Annotated in this window: 20 protein-coding genes and 3 pseudogenes; 11 read left to right on the top strand and 12 right to left on the bottom strand. The window is 63.1% G+C overall.

Annotated features, from left to right (window positions below; translation table 11 throughout):
• The first annotated feature begins 122 nt into the window (after nucleotides 1-122).
• On the top strand, nucleotides 123-1,259 hold the full coding sequence (locus tag CFE42_RS08615) for a collagen-like triple helix repeat-containing protein (RefSeq protein WP_004632278.1): 1,137 nt from the start codon (nucleotides 123-125) through the stop codon (nucleotides 1,257-1,259).
• A gap of 162 nt (nucleotides 1,260-1,421) precedes the next feature.
• On the top strand, nucleotides 1,422-1,730 hold the full coding sequence (locus tag CFE42_RS08620) for a hypothetical protein (protein ID WP_004632276.1): 309 nt from the start codon (nucleotides 1,422-1,424) through the stop codon (nucleotides 1,728-1,730).
• A 79-nt stretch (nucleotides 1,731-1,809) separates the two neighbouring features.
• Here CFE42_RS08620 and prpF read toward each other — a convergent pair whose 3' ends face one another.
• The 4 genes from prpF to prpB form a co-directional block, all read right to left on the bottom strand.
• On the bottom strand, nucleotides 1,810-2,994 hold the full coding sequence (prpF, locus tag CFE42_RS08625; protein WP_004632274.1) for a 2-methylaconitate cis-trans isomerase PrpF: 1,185 nt from the start codon (nucleotides 2,992-2,994) through the stop codon (nucleotides 1,810-1,812).
• Nucleotides 2,991-5,588, bottom strand: coding sequence for a Fe/S-dependent 2-methylisocitrate dehydratase AcnD (gene acnD / locus CFE42_RS08630; RefSeq protein ID WP_004632273.1), 2,598 nt, complete (start codon nucleotides 5,586-5,588; stop codon nucleotides 2,991-2,993). The genes prpF and acnD overlap by 4 nt, the downstream gene beginning before the upstream one ends.
• Nucleotides 5,589-5,845: 257 nt before the next feature.
• The gene (gene prpC / locus CFE42_RS08635) at nucleotides 5,846-7,015 is read right to left on the bottom strand and encodes a 2-methylcitrate synthase (RefSeq protein ID WP_004632271.1); all 1,170 of its coding nucleotides are present in this window, start codon (nucleotides 7,013-7,015) and stop codon (nucleotides 5,846-5,848) included.
• A gap of 37 nt (nucleotides 7,016-7,052) precedes the next feature.
• Nucleotides 7,053-7,949: a methylisocitrate lyase gene (gene prpB / locus CFE42_RS08640; protein ID WP_004632269.1), complete on the bottom strand. Its 897-nt coding sequence runs from the start codon at nucleotides 7,947-7,949 to the stop codon at nucleotides 7,053-7,055.
• 193 nt (nucleotides 7,950-8,142) lie between these two features.
• Here prpB and prpR point away from each other — a divergent pair, with 193 nt between their 5' ends.
• Nucleotides 8,143-10,101, top strand: coding sequence for a propionate catabolism operon regulatory protein PrpR (gene prpR, locus CFE42_RS08645; protein WP_004632267.1), 1,959 nt, complete (start codon nucleotides 8,143-8,145; stop codon nucleotides 10,099-10,101).
• A gap of 69 nt (nucleotides 10,102-10,170) precedes the next feature.
• Here prpR and CFE42_RS08650 read toward each other — a convergent pair whose 3' ends face one another.
• The 4 genes from CFE42_RS08650 to CFE42_RS08665 all read right to left on the bottom strand — a co-directional run bounded on the left by CFE42_RS08650 (nucleotide 10,171) and on the right by CFE42_RS08665 (nucleotide 12,853).
• Entirely contained in the window at nucleotides 10,171-10,485 is a 315-nt protein-coding gene (locus CFE42_RS08650; protein ID WP_004632265.1) for an AzlD domain-containing protein, read from the bottom strand.
• A gap of 14 nt (nucleotides 10,486-10,499) precedes the next feature.
• Nucleotides 10,500-11,132 carry an AzlC family ABC transporter permease gene (locus tag CFE42_RS08655; protein WP_238563814.1) on the bottom strand — a complete coding sequence of 211 codons (633 nt, stop codon included), beginning with the start codon at nucleotides 11,130-11,132 and terminating at the stop codon, nucleotides 10,500-10,502.
• Between the two features lie 64 nt (nucleotides 11,133-11,196).
• Nucleotides 11,197-11,655, bottom strand: a complete 459-nt coding sequence (locus CFE42_RS08660) for a DUF2000 family protein (RefSeq protein ID WP_004632260.1) — start codon at nucleotides 11,653-11,655, stop codon at nucleotides 11,197-11,199.
• Nucleotide 11,656: 1 nt separating this feature from the next.
• Nucleotides 11,657-12,853: a fatty acid desaturase gene (locus tag CFE42_RS08665; RefSeq protein WP_004632257.1), complete on the bottom strand. Its 1,197-nt coding sequence runs from the start codon at nucleotides 12,851-12,853 to the stop codon at nucleotides 11,657-11,659.
• A 252-nt stretch (nucleotides 12,854-13,105) separates the two neighbouring features.
• Between CFE42_RS08665 and CFE42_RS23915 the strand changes: the two are divergent.
• From CFE42_RS23915 to CFE42_RS08675, 3 genes and pseudogenes are all read left to right on the top strand, one after another.
• Nucleotides 13,106-13,180: pseudogene (locus tag CFE42_RS23915) on the top strand (hypothetical protein); the annotation flags it as partial.
• A 113-nt stretch (nucleotides 13,181-13,293) separates the two neighbouring features.
• Entirely contained in the window at nucleotides 13,294-13,989 is a 696-nt protein-coding gene (locus CFE42_RS08670) for an HD domain-containing phosphohydrolase (protein ID WP_004632254.1), read from the top strand.
• Nucleotides 13,990-14,229: 240 nt separating this feature from the next.
• On the top strand, nucleotides 14,230-15,576 hold the full coding sequence (locus CFE42_RS08675; protein WP_004632252.1) for a GGDEF domain-containing protein: 1,347 nt from the start codon (nucleotides 14,230-14,232) through the stop codon (nucleotides 15,574-15,576).
• 22 nt (nucleotides 15,577-15,598) lie between these two features.
• On the opposite strand, the gene CFE42_RS08680 is transcribed toward CFE42_RS08675, so the two are convergent.
• Nucleotides 15,599-16,168 (bottom strand): isochorismatase family cysteine hydrolase, encoded by a 570-nt coding sequence (locus CFE42_RS08680; protein WP_037044441.1) that lies wholly within the window; start codon nucleotides 16,166-16,168, stop codon nucleotides 15,599-15,601.
• Nucleotides 16,169-16,373: 205 nt separating this feature from the next.
• Here CFE42_RS08680 and CFE42_RS08685 point away from each other — a divergent pair, with 205 nt between their 5' ends.
• The gene (locus CFE42_RS08685; protein WP_004632249.1) at nucleotides 16,374-17,681 is read left to right on the top strand and encodes a chloride channel protein; all 1,308 of its coding nucleotides are present in this window, start codon (nucleotides 16,374-16,376) and stop codon (nucleotides 17,679-17,681) included.
• Between the two features lie 63 nt (nucleotides 17,682-17,744).
• Here CFE42_RS08685 and CFE42_RS08690 read toward each other — a convergent pair whose 3' ends face one another.
• From CFE42_RS08690 to CFE42_RS08700, 3 genes and pseudogenes are all read right to left on the bottom strand, one after another.
• Nucleotides 17,745-18,224, bottom strand: coding sequence for a VOC family protein (locus tag CFE42_RS08690; RefSeq protein ID WP_004632246.1), 480 nt, complete (start codon nucleotides 18,222-18,224; stop codon nucleotides 17,745-17,747).
• Nucleotides 18,225-18,683: 459 nt separating this feature from the next.
• On the bottom strand, nucleotides 18,684-19,538 hold the full coding sequence (locus CFE42_RS08695) for a DUF2242 domain-containing protein (protein ID WP_004632242.1): 855 nt from the start codon (nucleotides 19,536-19,538) through the stop codon (nucleotides 18,684-18,686).
• 221 nt (nucleotides 19,539-19,759) lie between these two features.
• Nucleotides 19,760-20,083, bottom strand: a pseudogene (locus tag CFE42_RS08700) (metallophosphoesterase); the annotation flags it as partial.
• 386 nt (nucleotides 20,084-20,469) lie between these two features.
• Here CFE42_RS08700 and CFE42_RS08705 point away from each other — a divergent pair.
• The 4 genes and pseudogenes from CFE42_RS08705 to CFE42_RS08720 form a co-directional block, all read left to right on the top strand.
• Complete coding sequence (locus CFE42_RS08705) at nucleotides 20,470-21,402, top strand: restriction endonuclease (protein ID WP_296157315.1); 933 nt, start codon at nucleotides 20,470-20,472, stop codon at nucleotides 21,400-21,402.
• A gap of 76 nt (nucleotides 21,403-21,478) precedes the next feature.
• Nucleotides 21,479-21,649: a hypothetical protein gene (locus CFE42_RS08710; protein WP_251471178.1), complete on the top strand. Its 171-nt coding sequence runs from the start codon at nucleotides 21,479-21,481 to the stop codon at nucleotides 21,647-21,649.
• Nucleotides 21,650-21,682: 33 nt separating this feature from the next.
• Complete coding sequence (locus tag CFE42_RS08715) at nucleotides 21,683-21,997, top strand: DUF1153 domain-containing protein (RefSeq protein WP_004637757.1); 315 nt, start codon at nucleotides 21,683-21,685, stop codon at nucleotides 21,995-21,997.
• Nucleotides 21,998-22,002: 5 nt separating this feature from the next.
• A pseudogene (locus CFE42_RS08720) lies at nucleotides 22,003-22,311 on the top strand (IS3 family transposase); the annotation flags it as partial.

Consider the following 22,311-nt stretch of genomic DNA (forward strand, 5'->3'; position numbering starts at 1 on the left):
GACTCGGTTAATAGACTGAACTTGAACGTGCCAGCAGGTTAATCGTGGGATGCACCGATAAAACACCGAGTAGGGCGGGGCTGCGCGCATTATCAAGCGCATATTTGAAACGGGAGGCAGACATGAAGACATTGCAACGAGGGACCCTGGTTTCGGCGGCCTTGGCCGGCCTGCTTGTGCTGGGCGGTTGCGCCAGTTCGGGCTCGGGCGATATGAGCGGCACTACTGGGAGCGGCGGAAGTTCGGCCAACAATGGCGGTGGCTCCGGTTCCAACGGTTCGGGTGGCACGACGACTACCGCGTCCACCACGCCCACCGGCGACGTGGCGAACAAGGGCGGCGGCGTGCTGACGGCCACGGGCAATGCCGTCAGCGGTCTCGGCTCTACCATCGGCGGCAGCAATCTACCGGGGGCATCGGCGCTGGGCAATGTGGTCGACAACGTAGGCAATACGGTGTCGGCTCTGGGCACCGGCGTGCAGTCGGGCCTGGGCAGCATCGGTACCAACCCGAATCCGATCGGCACCACGGTATCGAGCACTGGCAACGTGGTGACGCAAGTGGGCAACACCGTCGATGCCACGGGTGCGCTCGTCAGCAGTCTCGGGTCGGGGCCGCTGCAGCCGCTTTCGCCGGTCACGTCACCGGTGGGTGGCGCGGTTTCGCAGGTCGGGCAAGCGGTGGCCGGCGCGGGCGGTACGCTCGGCACGGCGCTGTCGACCGGGCCGGTAGAGCAGGTCACGCAGCAACTCAGTTCCGCTGTGGTACCGCTCACTTCGCAGGTGACCACCGCTACGCAGACGCTGGGTAACACGACAGGCCTGGGCGCTCCGGCAACCAACCTGCTGCAGACGGTGGGCGGCGGCGTAGCGAATGTGGGCACGTCACTGACGGCGACCAACGCGCCGGTCGTCTCCGGTTTGGGCGGTGTGGTCACGGCCACCGGCAACACGGTGGCCGCGCTGGGCGGGGTGACCTCCACGCCGGGCGGCGCAACGGCGGCCAACCCGCTGGCACCGATCACCGGCGCACTGGGCGGCGTGGGAGGCGGCAGCAATCCGCTGGGGGGTGTGACGGGTGCCTTGGGCGGTGCAGCCGGCGGCGGTACGACGGCAGGGGGTGCGACCGCGCCGGTCGGCTCGCTCGTCACCAGCGTCGGCACTTCGCTCACGTCCACCGGGGCTGCGACGCCGCTTGCGCCCGTCACGGGCGCTGTGGGTGGCGCACTGACCACAGTAGGCGGCGCGTTGCACCACTGAGCGGATGCAACATGGCGGGCCGGCCTGTGCGCTTGGCCCGTCATCGAGCCATTTCCGCCGCGTGCGCAACGGCTCGTACGCGTGTTCGTATGACGCGGCCCGCTGCTTTCGGCATACAGTACGCCTGACCGCGCGCTCTTCCGCGCGTATCAGGAGACTTCAATGATCCAGTACGCATTGTTCGCCCGACTCATTGCCAAACCGGGCAAGGAACAGGCAGTGGCCGATTTTCTTTCGGCCGGCCTGCAAATGGCCAACCAGGAAACCACCACCCCGATCTGGTTTGCGCTGCGCCTTGCGCCCAACGTATTCGGCATCTTCGATGCCTTTGCCAGTGAGGAAGACCGCCAAGCGCATCTGGACGGCCCGATCGCCAAGGCGCTCATGGCCAACGCGGCCGAGCTGCTGGCCTCGCCGCCCGAGATTGCGTCGATCGAGGTGCTCGGCCTGAAGAACACCGGCGCAACCTGAGTTCCGAGAGAAAAAAGAAACCGCCGCATCCAGCCGTCAGCCGGATGCGGCGGTTTTGCTTTGCATGCGTGGTCAGCCTTCAGCCCGGCACGCGCACCCAGCCTTCCATCAACACGCGCGCGCTGCGGCTCATGATGGCCTTGGTGACGGTCCATTCGCCGTCAACGAGCTTGGCTTCCGCGCCCACGCGCAGCGTGCCCGACGGATGCCCGAAGCGCACCGCGCCACGTTCTCCGCCGCCTGCCGCCAGGTTGACGAGCGTGCCAGGAATGGCCGCCGCCGTGCCGATGGCCACCGCTGCCGTGCCCATCATCGCGTGGTGCAGCTTGCCCATCGACAACGCACGCACCAGCAAGTCCACATCGCCTGCGCCGACTTTCTTGCCGCTCGATGCCACGTAGTCCTTCGGCGGCGCGACGAACGCCACCTTGGGCGTGTGCTGGCGCGTGGCGGCTTCTTCAATGCTCTTGATCAGCCCCATGCGCACGGCGCCGTGCGCGCGAATGGTCTCGAACATCGCCAGCGCCTTCGCATCGCCGTTGATGGCGTCCTGCAGCTCGGTGCCTGTGTAGCCGATGGCCTCTGCGTTGATGAAGATCGTCGGGATGCCCGCGTTGATCATCGTCGCCTTGAGCGTGCCCACGCCGGGCACCTCCAGGTCGTCGACGAGGTTGCCGGTGGGGAACATCGCACCGCCGCCGTCACCTTCCTCCTCGGCAGCCGGGTCGAGGAATTCGAGCTGCACTTCCGCCGCCGGAAAGGTCACGCCATCCAGTTCAAAGTCGCCCGTCTCCTGCACCGCGCCGTTGGTGATGGGCACGTGCGCAATGATGGTCTTGCCGATGTTGGCCTGCCAGATGCGCACGATGGCGGTGCCGTTCTGCGGCACACGGCTTGCATCGACCAAGCCGTTGCTGATGGCGAACGGCCCGACCGCTGCGGAGAGGTTGCCGCAGTTGCCCGACCAGTCGACAAACGGCTTGTCGATGGAGACCTGACCGAACAGGTAGTCCACGTCATGATCCGGGCGCGTGCTCTTGCTGAGGATGACCGTCTTGCTGGTGCTCGACGTGGCGCCGCCCATGCCGTCGATCTGCTTGCCGTACGGGTCGGGGCTGCCAATCACGCGCATGAGCAAGGCGTCACGAGCAGCGCCGGGCTGCTGCGCTGCCGGCGGCAGGTCCTGCAGACGGAAGAAGACGCCCTTGCTGGTGCCGCCACGCATGTAGGTCGCGGGAATCTTCACCTGTGCGGGGTGGCTCATGCGGCCTCCTTGTTCGATTCCAGGAAGTCCTGCGCAAATCGCTGCAGCACACCGCCGGCTTCGTAGATCGAGACTTCCTCATCGCTGTCCAGGCGGCACGTGACGGGCACTTCCACGCGTTCGCCGTTCTTGCGGTGGATGACGAGCGTGAGGTCGGTGCGCGGTTTGCGCTCGCCGATCACGTCAAAGGTTTCGGTGCCGTCAATGCCGAGCGTCAGGCGCGTGGTGCCGGGCTTGAACTCCAGCGGCAACACGCCCATGCCGATCAGGTTCGTGCGGTGGATGCGCTCGAAGCCTTCGGCCACGATGGCCTCCACGCCGGCCAGCCGCACGCCCTTGGCGGCCCAGTCGCGCGAGCTGCCCTGGCCGTAGTCGGCACCGGCAATCACGATCAGCGGTTGCTTGCGGTCCATGTAGGTTTCGATCGCTTCCCACATGCGCGTCACCTTGCCTTCGGGCTCGATGCGTGCCAGCGAGCCCTTCTTCACCGCGCCGTCCACCACGGCCATTTCGTTGATGAGCGTCGGGTTGGCAAACGTCGCGCGCTGGGCGGTCAGGTGATCGCCGCGGTGCGTGGCGTACGAGTTGAAGTCCTCTTCCGGCAGGCCCATCTTGGCGAGGTATTCACCGGCGGCGCTGCTGGCCAGAATGGCGTTGGACGGCGAGAGGTGATCGGTCGTGATGTTGTCGCCAAGCACCGCCAGCGGGCGCAAGCCCTTGAGCGTGCGCTCACCGGCCAGCGCGCCTTCCCAGTATGGCGGGCGGCGGATGTAGGTGCTCTGCGGGCGCCAGTTGTACAGCGGGCTCACGTTGGCAACGGATGCGCTGCGCTGCTCGAACATCGGGATGTACACCTTGCGGAACTGCTCCGGCTTGACCGAGGCGCGCACGATGGCGTCGATCTCTTCGTCGGTCGGCCACAGGTCTTTGAGCAGAATGGGCTTGCCGTTGGCATCGGTGCCGAAGCTGTCACGCTCGATGTCGAAACGCACGGTGCCGGCAATCGCGTAGGCCACCACCAGCGGCGGCGAGGCGAGGAACGCCTGCTTGGCATACGGGTGGATGCGGCCGTCGAAGTTGCGGTTGCCCGACAACACGGCGGTGGCGTACAGGTCGCGGTCGATGATCTCTTGCTGGATCTTCGGGTCCAGCGCACCGCTCATGCCGTTGCAGGTCGTGCACGCAAACGCAACGATGCCGAAGCCCAGCTTCTCCAGTTCGTGCTTCAGGCCGGCTTCTTCCAGATACAGCTCCACGGCCTTGGAGCCCGGCGCCAGCGAGCTTTTCACCCACGGCTTGCGGGTCAGGCCCAGGCGATTGGCATTGCGCGCCAGCAGCGCTGCGGCAATCACGTTGCGCGGGTTGCTGGTGTTGGTGCAGCTCGTGATGGCGGCGATGATGACCGCGCCATCGGGCATCTGGCCCGGCGTCTCTTCCCACTTGCCGGCGATGCCCTTGGCGGCCAGGTCGGTCGTTGCCACACGCGCGTGCGGGTTGGACGGGCCGGCCATGTTGCGCACTACGCTCGACAGATCGAAGCGCAGCACGCGTTCGTATTCGGCGTTCTTGAGCGTGTCGGACCACAGGCCTGCGGTCTTGGCATACGTCTCCACCAGCTTGACCTGTTCGTCGGTGCGGCCGGTCAGGCGCAGGTAGTCGAGCGTGTTGTCGTCAATCGAGAACATTGCCGCGGTGGCGCCGTACTCGGGGGCCATGTTGGAAATGGTGGCGCGGTCGCCCAGCGTCAGCTTGGAAGCGCCTTCGCCGTAAAACTCGAGGTAGGCGCCCACCACCTTCTGCTTGCGCAGGAATTCGGTCAGCGCCAGCACGATGTCGGTGGCGGTGATGCCGGGCTGGCGCTGGCCGGTCAGCTCCACGCCGACGATGTCCGGCAGGCGCATCCACGAGGCGCGGCCGAGCATCACGTTTTCGGCTTCCAGGCCACCCACGCCGATGGCGATCACGCCCAGCGCATCCACGTGCGGCGTGTGGCTGTCGGTGCCGACGCAGGTGTCGGGGTAGGCCACGCCGTCGTGCGCCTGGATGACGGGCGACATCTTCTCCAGGTTGATCTGGTGCATGATGCCGTTGCCCGCCGGGATCACGTCGACGTTCTTGAACGCGAGCTTGGTCCAGTCGATGAAGTGAAAGCGGTCTTCGTTGCGGCGGTCTTCAATGGCGCGGTTCTTGGCGAAGGCATCCGGGTCGAAGCCGCCGCATTCCACGGCCAGCGAGTGGTCGACGATCAACTGCACGGGCACCACCGGGTTGACCTTGGCGGGGTCGCCGCCCTGGTCTGCAATGGCGTCGCGCAGGCCGGCGAGGTCGACCAGCGCGGTTTGGCCCAGGATGTCGTGGCAGACCACGCGCGCCGGGAACCAGGGGAAGTCCAGATCGCGTTTGCGCTCGATGAGTTGCTTGAGCGAGTCGGTGAGCGTGGTCGGGTCGCAGCGGCGGACCAGATTCTCGGCGAGGACGCGGGAGGTGTAGGGGAGCTTGTCGTAGGCGCCCGGTTGGATGGCTTCCACAGCCTCACGTGCGTCGAAGTAATCGAGCTTTGTGCCGGGGAGCGGTTTGCGGTGGGTGGTGTTCATGGTAGTGGTACATCCCTTGTTTCATCCCCTGCCGGGGCTGACTCACTTTCTTTGTCTTGCCAAAGAAAGTAAGCAAAGAAAGGCGCGCCCGATGCGGCGACCCCTCCTTGAATTTATGTCGCAAGGAGGAGAAGGGGAAAACTCGCTGCGCTCAGACAGTCCCCCTTCTTTTTTCCTCCTTGCAACAAAAATTCAAGGCGCCGCATAGGGCAGGAACGTCAAAGGCCAACCGTCTGAGTGCGTGCGGTGGCGTTCTCTTACGGGCGTTTGCCGATCGGTACGAACTTCAGGTCGTCGGGGCCGGTGTAGTTGGCGCTCGGGCGGATGATCTTGTTGTCGATGCGTTGCTCGATGATGTGCGCGGCCCAGCCGGACGTCCGCGCGATCACGAACAGCGGGGTGAACATCGCGGTCGGCACGCCCATCATGTGGTACGACACGGCGCTGAACCAGTCCAGGTTGGGGAACATCTTCTTGATGTCCCACATCACGGTTTCCAGGCGCTCGGCAATGTCGAACATCTTGGTGTTGCTGGCTTCCTTCGACAGCTTGCGCGCCACTTCCTTGATGACCTTGTTGCGCGGGTCGGACACGGTGTACACCGGGTGGCCGAAGCCGATCACGACTTCCTTGGCTTCCACGCGGCGGCGGATGTCGGCTTCGGCCTCGTCCGGGGTGTCGTAGCGCTTCTGGATTTCGAAGGCGACTTCATTGGCGCCGCCGTGCTTCGGGCCGCGCAGTGCGCCGATCGCGCCGGTGATGGCCGAGTAGATGTCCGAGCCCGTGCCCGCAATCACGCGGCCGGTAAACGTCGATGCGTTGAACTCGTGCTCGGCATACAGGTTGAGCGAGACGTGCATGGCATCGACCCACGACTGCGACGGTTCAACGCCATGCAGCAGGTGCAGGAAGTGGCCGCCGATGGAGTCGTCGTCGGTTTCGACTTCGATGCGCTTGCCGTTGTGGCTGTAGTGGTACCAGTACAGCAGCATCGAGCCCAGCGATGCCATCAGGCGGTCCGCGATGTCGCGTGCGCCGGGGGTGGCGTGGTCGTCCTTTTCGGGCAGCACGGTGCCCAGCACCGACACACCGGTGCGCATCACGTCCATCGGGTGGGCGGAGGCGGGCACCCATTCCAGGGCGGCCTTCACGTTAGCGGGCAGGCCGCGCAATGCCTTCAGCTTGGCCTTGTAGGCAGCAAGTTCCGCCTTGTTGGGCAGCTTGCCGTGCACCAGCAGGTGGGCGACTTCTTCAAACTCGCACGCCCCGGCCAGGTCGAGGATGTCGTAGCCGCGATAGTGCAGGTCATTTCCGGTGCGGCCAACGGTACACAGGGCGGTATTGCCGGCCGTCACGCCCGACAGGGCCACGGATTTCTTCGGCTTGAAAGCGCCGGCGTTCGGCGTGCTGTTATCGGCTTCGCTCATGGTGGTGGTCTCCTTGGATGCGTTGAGTCTGTAGGCGTTATTTCTGTGCGGCAAACAGCGCGTCGAGCTTGTCTTCGTACGCGTGGTAGCCGAGATATTGGTATAGATCGGCGCGCGACTGCATGGTTTCCACAGCCGCCTTCTGCGTGCCGTCACGCATCACCGTTTGATAGAAGTTGAGCGCCGCTGCGTTCATTGCGCGATAGGCGCCGCAGCAGTACAGCGCAATGTCCACGTTGGCGCTGCGCAGTTCGTCGGTGGTAAAGAGCGGCGTGCTGCCGAACTCGGTCAGGTTGGCCAGGATGGGCACTTTTACAGCGGCCTTGAAGCGGCGGTAGTCGTCCAGCGTCTTCATGGCTTCCGGAAAGATCATGTCGGCGCCCGCTTCCACGTAGGCGACGGCGCGCTCGATGGCGGCGTCGATGCCTTCGGAGGCGGCGGCATCGGTGCGGGCCATGATGACGAAATCGTCATCGGTGCGGGCATCCACGGCGGCCTTCACGCGGTCGACCATTTCGTCGGTGGAAACGACTTCCTTGCCGGGGCGATGACCGCAGCGTTTCTGGCCAACCTGGTCTTCCAGGTGCACGGCGGCCACACCCGCCTTGATGAACGAGCGAATGGTGCGCGCAATGTTGAAGGCGCCGCCCCAGCCGGTGTCGATGTCGACCATCAACGGAATCTGCACGGCGTCGGTGATGCGGCGGGCGTCGATCAGCACGTCTTCCATCGTGCTGATGCCCAGGTCCGGAATGCCCAGCGAGTTGGCCGCCACGCCGCCGCCCGACAGGTACACGGCCTTGAAGCCGGTCTGCTCGGCCATCTTGGCAGCGTAGGCGGTAATGGCGCCCACCACTTGCAGCGGTTGGGATTCGGCCACGGCAGCACGGAACTTGGCGCCGGCGCTGGTGGGGTGTCGATGGGTTGTGCTCATGTGTGGCTCCAGAAAGATTGGCCTAAGAGAGCAGGAAGCGGGCCACCCAATCGAGTGGACGTAACCCCTTGATTTGTATGGATGTGACGTTACCGCCCGGGCGCACACCATTTCAAAGATGAAATATGTGATTTCAATATGGAAATGCGCGGCGCATAATGCTGGGACTGCCGTTTTTTAGCCGCGCCGCACCATGAGCCCCACTGCACCCGACCTGACCGACCGCCCCCGCATCTGGGCTTGCGGCATCAGCCGCCTGAGCGATCTCTTCCTCGATATTGCCGCCGAGTACAACGACCGCGCCGAGCTGCGCGTCATCACACGCGGCTTTGAAGACATCGTGCGCGAGATCGACGCCGCTGGCGCCGAGCGGCCCGACGTGGTGGTGGCGGGCGGCTCCAACGGCGCCTATCTGAAGCCGCGCCTGTCGCAGCCGGTGGTCGTCATCAACCCGACGGGCTTTGACGTGATGCATGCGCTGGCCCGCGCCCGGCGCGACGCGGAATCGGTGGCGCTCGTCACCCACGGCGACACGCCCGAGGAGGTGCGCCGCTTTGTCGCCGCCTATGGCATGGACGTGGTGTTTGCCTCGTACACCTCGCGCCAGGGCGCGGAGAGTTGCGTGCTGGACCTGCGCGACCGCGGCGTGGGTGTGGTGGTTGGCCCCGGTCTGGTGACGGACCTGGCAACGCAGGCGGGCATGAACGCCGTGTTCCTGTATTCGCGGGACTCTGTGCGTGCGGCATTCGATACCGCGCTGGAAGTCGTACAGGCCACGCGCCGCGAAACCCTGCGCCGCCAGCGGTTGGACAACCTGCTGCAGCATCTGCGTGACGGTGTGGTCGCGCTGGATGCGCAGGGTCGCGTGGAGGCCATCAACCAGCGGCTGGCCACGGCGTTGGGCATCGAGGCCAAGCAGGCCATCGGGCAACCGCTGCTCAGCATTGCGCCCAACCTGCTCGGCTTGCTGCCCGATACCGACGGCGACACGCTGGGCACCGTGCAGGGCGTGAACTACGTCATCCACCGTGGCCCGCTCACGAGCACCGGCACCGGCGCCGCAGAAGGCACGGTGTTCACCTTCCAGGAATCCCGCGCGGTGGAGCGGCTGGACCGCACGCTGCGCTCACGCCAGCGCCCGCAGCAGTTCAGCGCGCGCTATCGGCTCGAAGACCTGGTGGGCGAATCGCTGGCGATGGAACGCGTGCGTACGCTGATACGCCGCTATGCCAAATCCGACGCCACCGTGCTCGTGCTGGGCGAATCCGGCACGGGCAAGGAGATGGTCGCGCAGGGGATGCATCAGCTCAGCGCGCGGCGCGATTTTCCATTCGTCGCCATCAACTGCGGCGCGTTTCCCGAAGCGCTGCTGGAAAGCGAACTGTTCGGCTACGAAGAGGGCGCCTTCACCGGCGCGCGCAAGGGCGGCAAGACGGGGCTGATTGAAGCCGCGCACCGCGGCACACTGTTTCTCGATGAAATCGGCGAGATGCCGCTGCCGCTGCAAAGCCGCCTGCTGCGCGTATTGCAGGAGCGCGAGGTGGTGCGGCTGGGTTCCACCGAGCCCACCCGCGTCGATATTCGCGTGGTGGCCGCCACGCATCGCGCGCTGACGGACGCCGTGCAAGCCGGCACCTTCCGCGCGGACCTGTACTACCGCCTCAATATCCTGAGCATCGCGCTGCCCCCACTTCGCGAACGCCCCGACGACGTGATGCCCCTGGCTGTTGAACTGCTCGTGCAGGCCGCGCGCCGCGATCCGCGCCTGCTGCTGCGCATTGCCGACACGGAAGAGGCTGCCCGCGTGCTGGCCGGTGTTGCCGAGCCGCTGCGGCGCTACGCCTGGGCCGGCAATGTGCGCGAACTGCAGAGCGTGGTCGAGCGGATTGCCGTTGAACTGGCTTACACCGAAGACGCCAGCGCCGTCACGCAAGACGTGCTGCGGCTGATTGCACCCGAAGTGTTTGCCCACGCCACGCCGGGCAAACCGGCCGCATTGACGCTGCGCGAGCGCAGCAGGGGCGTTGAAGCAGAAGAGATACGCGCAGCGCTGGCGGCCCACGGCGGCGATCGGGATGCCGTATGTGCCGCGTTGGGGATCAGCAAGACGACGTTGTGGCGGCGGTTGCAAGAGGTGGCTTCGATACGGTAATTCGCTCGCTCCAGCGCTGCCCACCGGCACCGCCGCGACACGTCGGTCAACGTGACGCTATGCAGAGTGTCAAAGCAGGGAGCGAAGCAACGTCAGCCCGCCGATGCCAGCTACAACGCTGAGCAACGAGTTTCGCCACATCAGATAGGTCAAGGCAACACCACAGAGCGCGATCAATTCCACGCCAAGCTGGCTGGGCATCATGCTACCTGCAAGCGCGTTCGCAACAAGGATGACCATCACGCAGAGCGGTAATTCGCGATTGAGTTGCGTAACCGCTCGGCTGCGTAGCACATCGCGGTTGATCATCAACGGCGATGCCCTGAGAAGGATCGTCAGTGCGCTCATGATGCCGACTGCGATCCATTGTTCAATACTGCTCATTACGTGACGCTCCTTCAGGATGCTTCCACTGCGTTACCGCGGACAAGTGCGCGCGCCAACAGCGTCGCCAGTCCGAATCCGAGGGCCGTGATCAATAGATAGTTCGTCGCCAGTCGCGTCGCTGCAAAGTAAGCCAGTACGCCTATCAGCGCCGGAGCCAATCTTCTCTGCGATAGGTACTGTTCGATGGCGAGGATGGTGAACAGTGACGGCAGCGCGAAGTCCAGGTTGGGAATCCAATCCGCAACCTTTTGTCCGAGCAGCACACCAAGGGCGGTTCCCGCGATCCAATAGACGTGATGGATCAACGTCACTGCCATGGCGAATTGCTGCCGCTTATCTGTGGGAAGGGTAGTAAGAACGGAGTAGTTCTCGTCGGTTAGCGCTGCAACGATATAGGCCCGGTGCCAGGGCCGCGCAGGCAGGTGCTCAATCAGCGGGATGGCGTAGAGAACATGGCGCAGGTTGATCAGCAGCGTGGTCATGGCAAATGTGCCGAGCCCCGTGGCGACACTCAATAACGGCACCGCCGCAAATTGAAGTGCGCCGGCAAAGATAAAGACGCTCATTGCAATCACTACAGCGGGTGACAATCCCGCTTGCGTGGCCAGGACGCCAAAAGCAAATCCTGTGGGCAAATAGGCCATCCCCACTGTTGTGGTCAGTCGGAGAAGAACGCCCCAGTCAGATGCCTGCGTGGCCGAGCGCCCCTCATTTCGCCGGTGCGACACGGGAGGTCTCCGATTCCTTGTACAGGGAGAACGACTTGATAAGCGGGCGAATCGCTTCTTCACGGCCAAACAGCGCAATGCAGATCACCTTGTTATGCTCAGGAGTCGCAGCCAGCGTTGCTGCCTGCTGACTCTCAGCGCTGGCGCCGATCATGGAGTCAATGAAGATGTTGTGCGGGATGCCTGTGTCGCGCAGGGCGCAAATCAACTTCTCCAGGGCCGATGAGCGTTTCGCTCGCAGTACGATGGCAGGAAACTCGCTGATGTGGCTTTCCGACGAAAAGGCCGGGCTCGGATATGCCAACAGCTTCCATGCGTCCCGATTGTTCGATCCTATGAGCCCCAGCACGGCGTGCGCGACGGCATTGATGATCGTAGGGCCAGGAAACTCCGAGTTCACGACGATCACGGTCTTACTTGTGTTGTCTGCGTATGCCATCTTATTCAGCTGCGACGAGAAGTTGTTGATCAGCGTGTGTAGCCGGCGTTTTGCCTGCCGACCTTGAAGGGGCAGGCTGTGCGGATTCAAGCCAGCGGAATTGATGTTCGATCATGTTCGAGATGCCCCACAATTCCCGTTTGGCAAAGCCGGGCCGGTCGCCACAGGCAATTGCGGCTTGACGCAGGTATAGGCTCCGCGGCCAATGTCGGGAATTCTGACCCGCAAGATGTGCGAGGTGATGCCAATCGTGGGCGGGCAAGTCCGAGACAAGGCACCCAAGCCGGACAGGTGCGTGGACAATTAACATGCGCACGCTCCACATCGCAATTTGTGCTGTGTGGCGCAGCGTTCCAATCAGGCCGTTGCCGGACCGCTTGGGGTAGAGCTCCCCGCAAAATCGTCCCCAACAACGGGCTGCATAAGCGTCCCAATCGGTCGGGGCTGATCCTGCGACATCCCACGCGTGTTCGGTTAGGAACTGGAGCAGGGCGCTGATGTGGTACAGAATCGTCATGGGAATGAACACCGCAATCAGATACGCCTTCAGACCTAGCAGAAAGGCGAGCACAAGATGCACGCCAACCATAGTCCATGCCAGCGCGAGCTCATAACTCTTCTTCTGGATCAGAATCGATTTCAGGCGTGCTTGAAGGAAGAGTGCGTGGAAAGCGGGGCTAAGGACGGTGATCCAAAGCGTTTGCCATAACTCTTTCCTCGTTCGGCCAGGTATAAATCCAAGCTGCGCCAGGAATGCGGCATCCGCGTCTTGCTTTGTGGTGAAAATATCTGCGTTATGATGCGCAAGATGTTCTTTCTTATACTCTCGGCCATTTTGTACAAAAATGATCGAAGGAATCAGCTTGGCATAGACATTATTTAGTGCTGTGCTGTAAAAAAGACGATTGTGAATGGCGTGGTGCAAGTGAGTGACCTGCAATTTGCGCAGAATTCCAACTAGAACGATCCAAAGCGCAAAGATAATAGGCCATGCGGCCGGGGTATCCCATTCTGCAAGTGAAGCGAGAATTTGAATGGCAAGAATGCCAATCAACGGCGTGATTGCAATATCCGCTGTCTTTGGAAAGAAATATGATTTTTCTGATTCCTTGAGTGGTTTCCCAGTGAGCCACGTGAGAATTGGTTGCAATAAATCTGGAACCCTGTTCATTGATTCGCGAACACCCTTTTGGAACATTTTGTCCCCCTATTAATCGTTTGGTTTGATGCGGAAATGCGTGGGGGCGATAATAGTGCACTGTCGAAAAAGCGGATTTTTGTTTGCAAAATTCAATTATTCTGTTGCTCATTTGAGGCGTTATTGGTTCTTCATGTTTTGATTATTGCGTTGCAAGGGCTAGCCTGCTAAGTGTCAATAAGCGAGCAAGTGGATCGATGCGGACGCCGTCGATAAGCTCGACACAGTGACGTAAGCCACGCCGCCCACGGCGGCGATCGGGATGCCGTATGTGCCGCGTTGGGGATCAGCAAGACGACGTTGTGGCGGCGGTTGCAGATGGGCTAGATCAAAATTGACCAGCGTAGGTGGTTGCGGTCGACCGGCGCGATGACTATCGTGCAATCCTCCATCGAGCCTCATTGCGTGTCGACAGGCGCGCGACCAAGAAGGTCAACACCATGGCACAACAAAGCTGCCCCCACATCATTCTCGCCAGCCTCACGCTTGCTGGCGGGTCGCGCTATCCGTCTGCCCTGGGCCATCTCGTCCGGACGGCCGCTGTTGCGGCGTATCTGGCAAACGTTTTGGAGCTGGACGACGCGGAACAGCGGCACATCTATCTTGTGGCGCCCGTGCACGACATCGGCAAGCTGGGCATTCCGGATGACGTCCTGCTCAAGCCCGCCGCCCTGACCGACGCAGAGCACGAGATCATGCAACGGCACTCCAACATCGGTGCCGACCTGCTTGCAGGGACGGCCGACCCGATCCTGCAGTTGGCAGCCAGCGTCGCGCGCCATCATCACGAGCATTTCGACGGCAGCGGCTATCCGGCCGGCCTCGCGGGGGAAGACGTCCCGCTTGCCGCGCGCATCGTGGCCGTTGCCGATGCGTTTGACGCCATGCTGGAGCCGCGCGTTTACCGCGAAGGGATGTCGGAGGATGACGCGGTCGGTGCGGTGGCAGACCAGAGTGGCCGGTACTTTGACCCCACGCTGGTGGAATGCTTCCTGAAGAACGTGCTGGGGGTTCGGCGCGCTCGTGCTGCTGCAGAAAGCCTGGTGCAGCAGTACGGCGACGTGTCGGGCGTCATCCGGTTCTATGGAGCTCGAGACCAATCGCCGGCATTCCTGAGGTATATCCAAACGCTTTGACAAGCAGCGCGCGGCGCAGCGCATAGTTGCTGACAGCGCATGCTCGGGGCGACGAAACGCCGTCCGTGGCAATCATTCCAGACGGGGCGAAGCTCTTCGCGCGGATGCTTGCCGCGACACCGAATTTGGCGGAATCCACTCGTGCAGCGCAAGGCGACATAACCCTTTGGACGGCTTTTCGCTTGGGCCGGAACCGTGGAAAATCGCGCTCCAACCCCGCTCGCCAACCTGTAGTTCGGAATGACAGAAAACAATCCCTCGGAGACCGCCCGGCACGCCCTCAAGCTGCTGGCCTCACGCAGGTTGGCGCCCACGCCAGACAACTTCGCCTCGATCTATTACGAAATCGCCGGCAACAAGCCCGACGCAGACCCCCCGGATGCCGAGCGGATGGCGCTCGTGCGTGAGTTGCGCGAGCAGCTTGCGCGCACGGTCGAATGCTGTCTGCCAGTGCTCGGTGAAGACGATGCCAGCATCGGCCCCGCGGCCTGGGCGCTGATCCGGGCCTGCCGGTCCGAATTCGAAGGCCTTGGCAGCCTGAACGGCAAGCTCTCGACGTTCAACCACCGGCTCTCACTCGCGGCGGAAGATCAGAGCGAGATCCGTCGGGCGCTGCTGAGCCTGCTGCAACTGGTGTTTGAGAACATCGCCGAGCTGTCGTTGGACGACCGTTGGCTGCGCGGCCAGATCGAAGCCCTGATGAAGGCCAGCGAGGCCCCCGTCAGCCTGCGCCGGCTGGACGATCTGCGGCGCCGCCTCATGGAGGTGATCCAGAAGCAAAGCTCGCTGAAGTCGAAGTCGATCGAAGCCCAGGAAGAAATGAAGCGGCTGCTGGCCGCCTTCATGGAGCGCCTGTCCGTTGCCGCTGAAACCTCGGGCGAGCATCACCGCCAGATGGAAGCCTGCGCCAAAAAGATTGAATCGGCCAACAGCATCGCCGAGATTGCACCGGCCATTCAGGATGCGCTGTCGGCCACCCGCTGGATGTCGCTGGAGTCGGCCCGCAACCGCGACGTGCTGTCGGCGATGAAGGTCAAGGCCGAAGAGGCCGCCGCCGAGGTGGCGCAACTGCGCAAGGCGCTCGACATGGCATCGGCGTCGGCGCGTCACGATCTGCTGACGGGCGCGCTCAACCGCAAGGGTCTGGAAGAGGCGCTGGAGCGCGAAGTTGCCCGCGCGGCCCGCCAGAACACGGCACTCTGCATCGCGTTCCTGGACATCGACGACTTCAAGTCGATCAACGATACGCACGGCCACAGCTTTGGTGACGATGCGCTGTCGCACCTGGCCCAGGTGGCCCGCGAATCGATGCGACCGCAAGACACGCTCGCCCGCTTTGGCGGCGAGGAATTCGTGATCCTGATGCCGGACACGTTGCTGGAAGAGGGCGTGCAGACCATCGTCCGCCTGCAGCGCGCGCTCACGCAGCGCTTCTTCGCGGCGGGCGACACCCGGCTGTTCATCACCTTCTCTGCCGGGGTGGCGGAAGTCGGTAAGAACGAACCGCCCATGGCAGCCATCCAACGCGCCGACCGCGGCATGTATCAGGCCAAGCGCGCCGGCAAGAACAAGGTGGTCAGCGTCTGAGCGTGCCGACTACCTGTCGCGATCAACCCAGCATCGATAGCGCATCCGCCAGCGACAGCACCGTCGTGCGCGATTCAAACGCCGTCGCAAAAAGGTGCTCGTGCACGATCGGGTCCGGGTCGTAGCAGCAGTCCTTCACGGTGAACAGGCGGTAGTCCGCATCGCTTGCATGCGCAATGGAAGACAGCATCACGCCCGTTGACGCAACCCCCACCATGATCAAGGTATCGATGCCACGGGCGGAGAGCCGCACCTGCAGATCGGTTCCGTAGAAGACGCTGGCGCGGTGCGCGATGATGATCGACTCATCGGGCTGCCGGCCGAGTTCCGGCGAGATGCGGTCTTCAACGAACAGCCCCAGCCGCTTGACGCCTTGCCCGTTCTTGTTCAACGGGCTGACTTCCGGATAGCCGGGGCTGAAGTGGAACTTCGCAAAATAGACGCTGATGCCCGTGGCCCGCGCCGCGTCGCACAGCTTGCGGGTGTTGGCGAGTAGCGCAGGCGCGACCGACGGGAACAACGCCATGATGTCGGTCTGGTAGTGCATGACCAACAACGCCGTTTGCTTGGGAACAAGCGCGAATGTCGACATAGGGCTACGCGATGACGGATGGGGGGCGGTCGACTCTATCACGGGCACCTGTGTGGATTGGCCACAGTCGACCACGCCTTCCGTTGCGGGCCGGCGCAAGGTTAGCCGCGTCGGATCACGCTGCGTGTCATCAAGGCGCACGACGAAGCCGCCTTGCGCCCCGTCCTATAATCTCCGCTTCCGCGACCCCCACATCCCCAGCATCATGTTTTCTCCTCTCCACATCGCAGATCGATCAGCGCGTCGGGCCAGGAGACTCTGGGCGAACTACGGCATCTTCTGGCTCGGTGCCGTTCTCGTGGGTCTCGTGTCCGTCGCCTACGCCAAGCTGATCGATGTTGGCTTCGAGCTTTTCCGGAACATGGTGTCGCACGCGCTCTGGCTGCCGATCGTCATCACGCCGGTGGGGGCGGCACTGGCCATCTGGCTGACGCGCCAGTTCTTTCGCGGTGCCGAGGGCAGTGGCATTCCGCAGGTGATTGCGACGCTCGAGGATGGGCGGCTCTCCAGTTCGCTGCTCTCCCTGCGCATCATGCTCGGCAAGATCGTCGTCTCGTTCCTGGGCATCTTCTGCGGCTTTACGATTGGCCGTGAGGGGCCCACGGTGCAGATCGGCGCATCGCTCATGTACGCCATGCGGCGGGGCTATCGTCGAAGCAGCAAGCATATCGAACGGCAACTCACGCTTGCGGGCGCTGCGGCCGGGCTGGCTGCCGCGTTCAACACGCCACTGGCGGGTGTCGTGTTCGCCATTGAAGAACTGACGCGCAGCTTTGTTGCCCGCAACAGCGGCACGCTCATCACGGCCATCATTTTTTCCGGCGTGGTCGCTTTGGGCTTGCAGGGCAACTATCTGTACTTCGGACGCATCCAGGCCATTGGGCAATTTCATCTGGCGCTGGTGCCTGTGGTGATTGCCGCCAGCGCCATCTGCGGTGTGGCGGGCGGCGTGTTCTGCTGGCTGCTGCTCAACATACCCCGCTGGATGCCTGCGCGGCTGGTTGACCTCCGGCAAGCGCAACCGGTGTGGTTCGCCTTCCTTTGCGGAGTCGCCATTGCTCTGATTGGCCTTGTGTCAGGCGGCATCACGTTCGGCAGCGGTTATGCAGAAGCGCGGGGCCTGCTGGAGACCCATCAGGCGCTCTCCCCGTTCTACGCGGTGCTCAAGTTCTGCGCGCTGATCGCGTCGTACCTGTCCGGCATTCCGGGCGGCATCTTCGCGCCGTCGCTGGCCATTGGTGCGGGGCTTGGCAACATCATGTCGCTCGTGACATCGGCGATCCCGCTGCCCAGTCTTGCCGCGCTCTGCATGGTCGGCTACCTGGCGGCGGTCACGCAGTCGCCCATCACGTCGTTTGTGATCGTGATGGAGATGATCGACGGCCACGAGATGGTCTTGCCGCTCATGGCTGTGGCGTTGCTGTCGAGCCAGGTATCGAAGGCGCTGACGCCGTCGTTCTATCACACGCTTGCGCATCGGTTTCGTGCGTTGGTGTCGCGCCCGGCGGCGTAGAAAACCCAGCCCGGAACAGCGCCGCACGCAGCGTCGCTGCTCCGGTTTCAGCACCCGGCAACGTCACCCCCGCCGCGCCGCCTCAATCGCCGCGATGTCGATCTTGCGCATCGTCATCATCGCGTCGAAGGCGCGCTTGGCCGCTGCGTGGTCCGGATCGGTATAGGCCGCAGTGAGCGCGCGCGGCGTGATCTGCCACGACAGGCCCCACTTGTCCTTGCACCAGCCGCAGGCGCTTTCCTGTCCGCCGTTGCTGACGATGGCGTTCCACAGCCGATCGGTCTCGGCCTGGTCATCGGTGGCAATCTGGAACGAGAACGCCTCGCTGTGCTTGAACTGCGGGCCGCCGTTCAGCCCCAGGCACGGAATGCCCGCCACGGTGAACTCCACCGTCAGCACGTCGCCCTCCTGGCCGGCGGGGTAGTTGCCCGGCGCGCGGTGCACGGCGGTGACGTTGCTGTCTGGGAAAGTCTGGGCGTAGAAGTTGGCCGCGTCCAGCGCATCGCGGTCGTACCACAGACAGATCGTGTTCTTGCTGACCATGCGTGTCTCCTCACCGGGCGGGCGCCGGCATGTGCGGTCGAGGCGGTCCACAGGTTGCGCGCCCGTGATGTGACGTGGATGCCTTTGCCACTGCCGTGGCTTGCACGCACTCACATTCCTACGCTTGCGACGGGTACTGATTCTCGTAGGTTTGACGCCCGCGTTGAGTGTTCAATGAATGCCGCCAAAACAGCATTTACGCATTTGGAACTCTAGGCAATGAACGTATAGTGCGTGCCCATGAAACGAGACCTGTTTGCTGAACTGAAAGAAGGAATGGATGCGCTTGCCGCAGAACGCGAAGGCAAGGCGACTCTCCCAAAAACTCAAGGCGGGTAAGCCTGAGCCGGTGGAGGTAAATTCGAGCCCCGAAACCCTGCAGATGCCAGACGACGTCTAATACGACGCCCCAACAAAAAAGCCGCCCCAAAGGCGGCTTTGTTCTTTTGGTAGAGCCTCTCAGCTCGCCCCACCCGTTGTCGAACTGGCGGGTTCGGACGCAGGTGCCGGGTTCGGTGCTGCTGCGGGTGCAGGCGCAGGCGGCGTAGTCACCGCAGGCGCCGATGCCGGTGCAGCTTCAGCAGGCGCCTTCGGTGCCGGCGTAGCCGCCGGAGCCGAAGCCGGCGCCGCCACCGGCACAGGCGGCGCGGCTGGCGTGGGCACCACGGGCGTCGTCATCTTCATGGGCTCGCCTTGCGGCGTAGGCGCGGGTTCGGGCAGCGGGGCCACGTGTTCCTTCTCCGCCGCCTTGGCCACCTTGTGGTCCTTGCGGGCGGGGTCGATCTTCAGGAAGTGGTCGACCAGGTTGAAGTAGCGCTCGTAAAACACCCCAGCCGGAATCGTCTCGCTGGCCACCTTCACCATCGAATCGTCTCCCGAGCCGATGGGCAGCGACACCGAGCCCAGGATGCTCAACCCCACGCTTGCCGACGTGCTCGTCTTCTTGAGCGTGTAGCGGTCTTGCACCGCGTTCACATAGGCCGTGCTGGACGTGCCGTCTGCATTGGCCTCTGCGCACACCACGTGGAACGAGATCACCACGTGCGAATCGTTGCTCGGCTGGAAGTTCTTGCTGCCATCGATCGTGTCCGGGCGCGGCGAACTCGACACATACCCCTGACTCAGCAGCGCCCGGCGCGCCGCCTCGCACGTCGCGTCGGACTTGGCGTGGAAGGTGCGCGCGTAGGGGCTTGCCGTCGCATCGAACTGCTCCTGCTGATAGAGCGGCGTGGGCGCAGAGCTGCACGCAGCCAAAGCGGCAGCGATGCTGGCAGCAGCGCACAAAACGGACAACGGACGGAAGCGGTAGGGCATGGCGTTGGGCAAAAGGGCTTGGCCGAATGGTGTAGCGGGCCAGTAGCGCCACTGCAGCTGCGGCGCAAGTTTTGTGCGCGGCAGGCGGTGGCGGCGTTGGTGGGTAGCCGGGCGACATTATAAGTTTGTCGGGTGACACGTCACCCCGCGACATGCGCCCATTCTGCTCGCGCGACATCTTGGCATCGCGGGCAACGGTTTCATTAGGCCTTTGAGCACCCCTAGCCCCGGGGCTCCACCTTGCCAGTGCGCAGCGCAACCGCCCAATCCGGCCGGCCCCGCTGCTCCGCAATCGCCGCTGCATCGTTCCACGCGTATTCAACCGCACGGAACTCGGCAGTTCATTCACCTTCCTGTTCAGTCACGATGGCATAGCGCGCATGCGGGCTGCCGGTTTCAATCGTGTGGGCAAACGGATAGGCATCGCTGTAAGCCTGTAGGCCGACGCTGCCCGTGTTGACGATAAAGCGGCCATCCACCAGCTTTATCGCGCGTGGCATATGGGTGTGGCCGCACAGCACGAGCTTCGCGCCGGCATCTTCTGCGCAATAGGTGCCGCATCGCGCCCGACAGTTTTTGCGGGAGTAAGAGCCAACCGCCGTGTAGCCAAAGGCCGCCGCACAACAGCGCTTACCGGCAACCCGGCGCCGCTCGTGCCCCGCACATGAGTTATTTTTAATTCAGATTTTTACCAAATATAAATCTGGCGCCAGGCTTCGATCTTTATCCAACCCCCGCCCAAAAAACCTCCAAAAACCCCACCGACGGGGGCAGCGCAATCCCGACGCATCGCCTATGCTGTTTCCCATTAAAAACAGCGCCCTGATTTGAAGCGGATTATCAGAGAAAACGCCTAGTCCTAAATATCTAAAAAGCATTCGGCCGGGGGCGGTAAATGGGGCGGAGGAGAAAACAAGCATCCACCAGCGACGTGCTGTTGGCGCTGCCGTGGTGGATGCTGGCCATTGGCGCGGCGGCCAGTTACCTGATTTTTCACAACATCCTCCCGGCGGCGTTTAGCGCCAACCCGCTGTTGAGCGGCGTCGGGATGCTGGCGCGCGGGCTGGCCTGGATGCCCGCGCTGCTGCTCGGCTTCTTTGCCGTGCTGTCGTACCTACGGGAGCGCAGCCGGCAGGCCGATGCCCGGCTCGGTCCCCCGCGCACGGAACCGACTGGGCGGTCCCGCCCGCGGAAGGCGCCGCCCCAGCCCGCGAGCAACGCAGCGGGCAGCAACCCGCCCAACCCGCCCAATCCGACTCGCAATACCCCCACGCTCCCACAAGCCGCCACGCCGGCAGAACCCGCCACGCCTCAAAGCTGGACGCTGGAGGCCATCCAGTCGCTTGAGTGGAAGCGGTTCGAGCTGCTGTGCGTGCAGTACTACGAGCAGATGGGGTTTGCCGTGAAGACCGTGCAGAACGGCCCGGATGGCGGCATTGACGCCACGCTGTACAAGGCCGGCCAGGACGCGCCCGTGGCGGTGGTCCAGTGCAAGGCGTGGTCCAAGCCCGTGAAGGTGGAGCAGGTGCGGGCGCTGGGCGGCTCCATGCTGGCGCACAAGGTCAAGCGGGGCGTGTTCTGGTCTTTGTCGGGTTATGTCGGCAACCCGGTGCAGGAGTTTTCCGAGCTTGCCGGTATCCAGCTATTGGATGGGCCGGCGGTGCTTGAGCGTATCCGCGCGCTGGCCGAAGACAAACAGGCCGCGCTGCTGGCGAAGGTGTTTGAGGGGGATTACCGCACGCCGTCGTGCCCGGCTTGTGGGGTGAAGCTGGTGGCGCGGAATGGGAAGGGTGGGGCGTTTTGGGGGTGCAGCAATTACCGAGTGGGGTGTCGGTATACGTTGCAGATGGGGCGATCCGCGTGAAGATGATCTGTCGCGTTTTTTCGAACAGTAGTGGAAATTTCAGTAGCGGGTTCGAAATTCGAGGATAGGAGACGCTATGAAAGACTACAAGAATCTTAGTGGGGAATCCGGAGTGATCGGATACGAAATCGAGCAAGGCTCAATTACCGTTTACTTCCGTGATGGTTCGACTTATTTGTATACGAATACGATCACTGGACCGGAGGAAATCATAGAAATGCAATGCTTGGCTGTAATGACCCAGTGAAAACCTGCTCACGTCACAATGGAAGAAAAGACGATGAGCACGAAGATGGAAGAAGACATCAAGCGGTGGACGGCCAAGCGCAAGAGCGCGTTGGTGCTGGACATCATTCAGGGCAAGACGACAGTGGCAGAGGCCAGCCGCGCCTATGACCTGTCGCCCTCCGAGGTCGAGGGTTGGGTGGATGACGGCAAGCGCGGCATGGAGAATGCGCTGCGGGCCAACCCGCTGGACCTGAAAGATCAGTACGAGCGGCAGATCAAGGACCTGCAGGAAGCGTACGGCGAAGCCATGCTGGAGTTGCGCGCAAGAAAAAAATTGCAGTCCCTGCTGGGCGAGGACGACAAGTGATCGAGATGATCCGCCAGGGACTGCAGGCTGACGGCATTACCGTCTCGATCTCGAAGCTGTGCCGGTGGTTTAACGTACCGCGTCGCAGCGTGTATTACCGGCCAGTCAAGGCAGAGCCGAAGGTCCAGGCCCGCTTCGCGGAGCCGATCAAGGCGATGATCGAAGAGTCGCCGTCGTTCGGTTACCGTACCGTCGCGTATCTGCTGGGGTTCAATAAGAACACCGTGCAGCGCATCTTCCAGCTCATGGGTTGGCAGGTTCGCAAACGTCCCGTCGGCTTCCGGCCGCGCATTCAAGCGATGCCGTCAGTGGCT

The organism is Ralstonia sp. PBBBR1 (genome assembly GCF_002256165.1).
Taxonomy (GTDB): Bacteria; Pseudomonadota; Gammaproteobacteria; order Burkholderiales; family Burkholderiaceae; genus Ralstonia; species Ralstonia thomasii.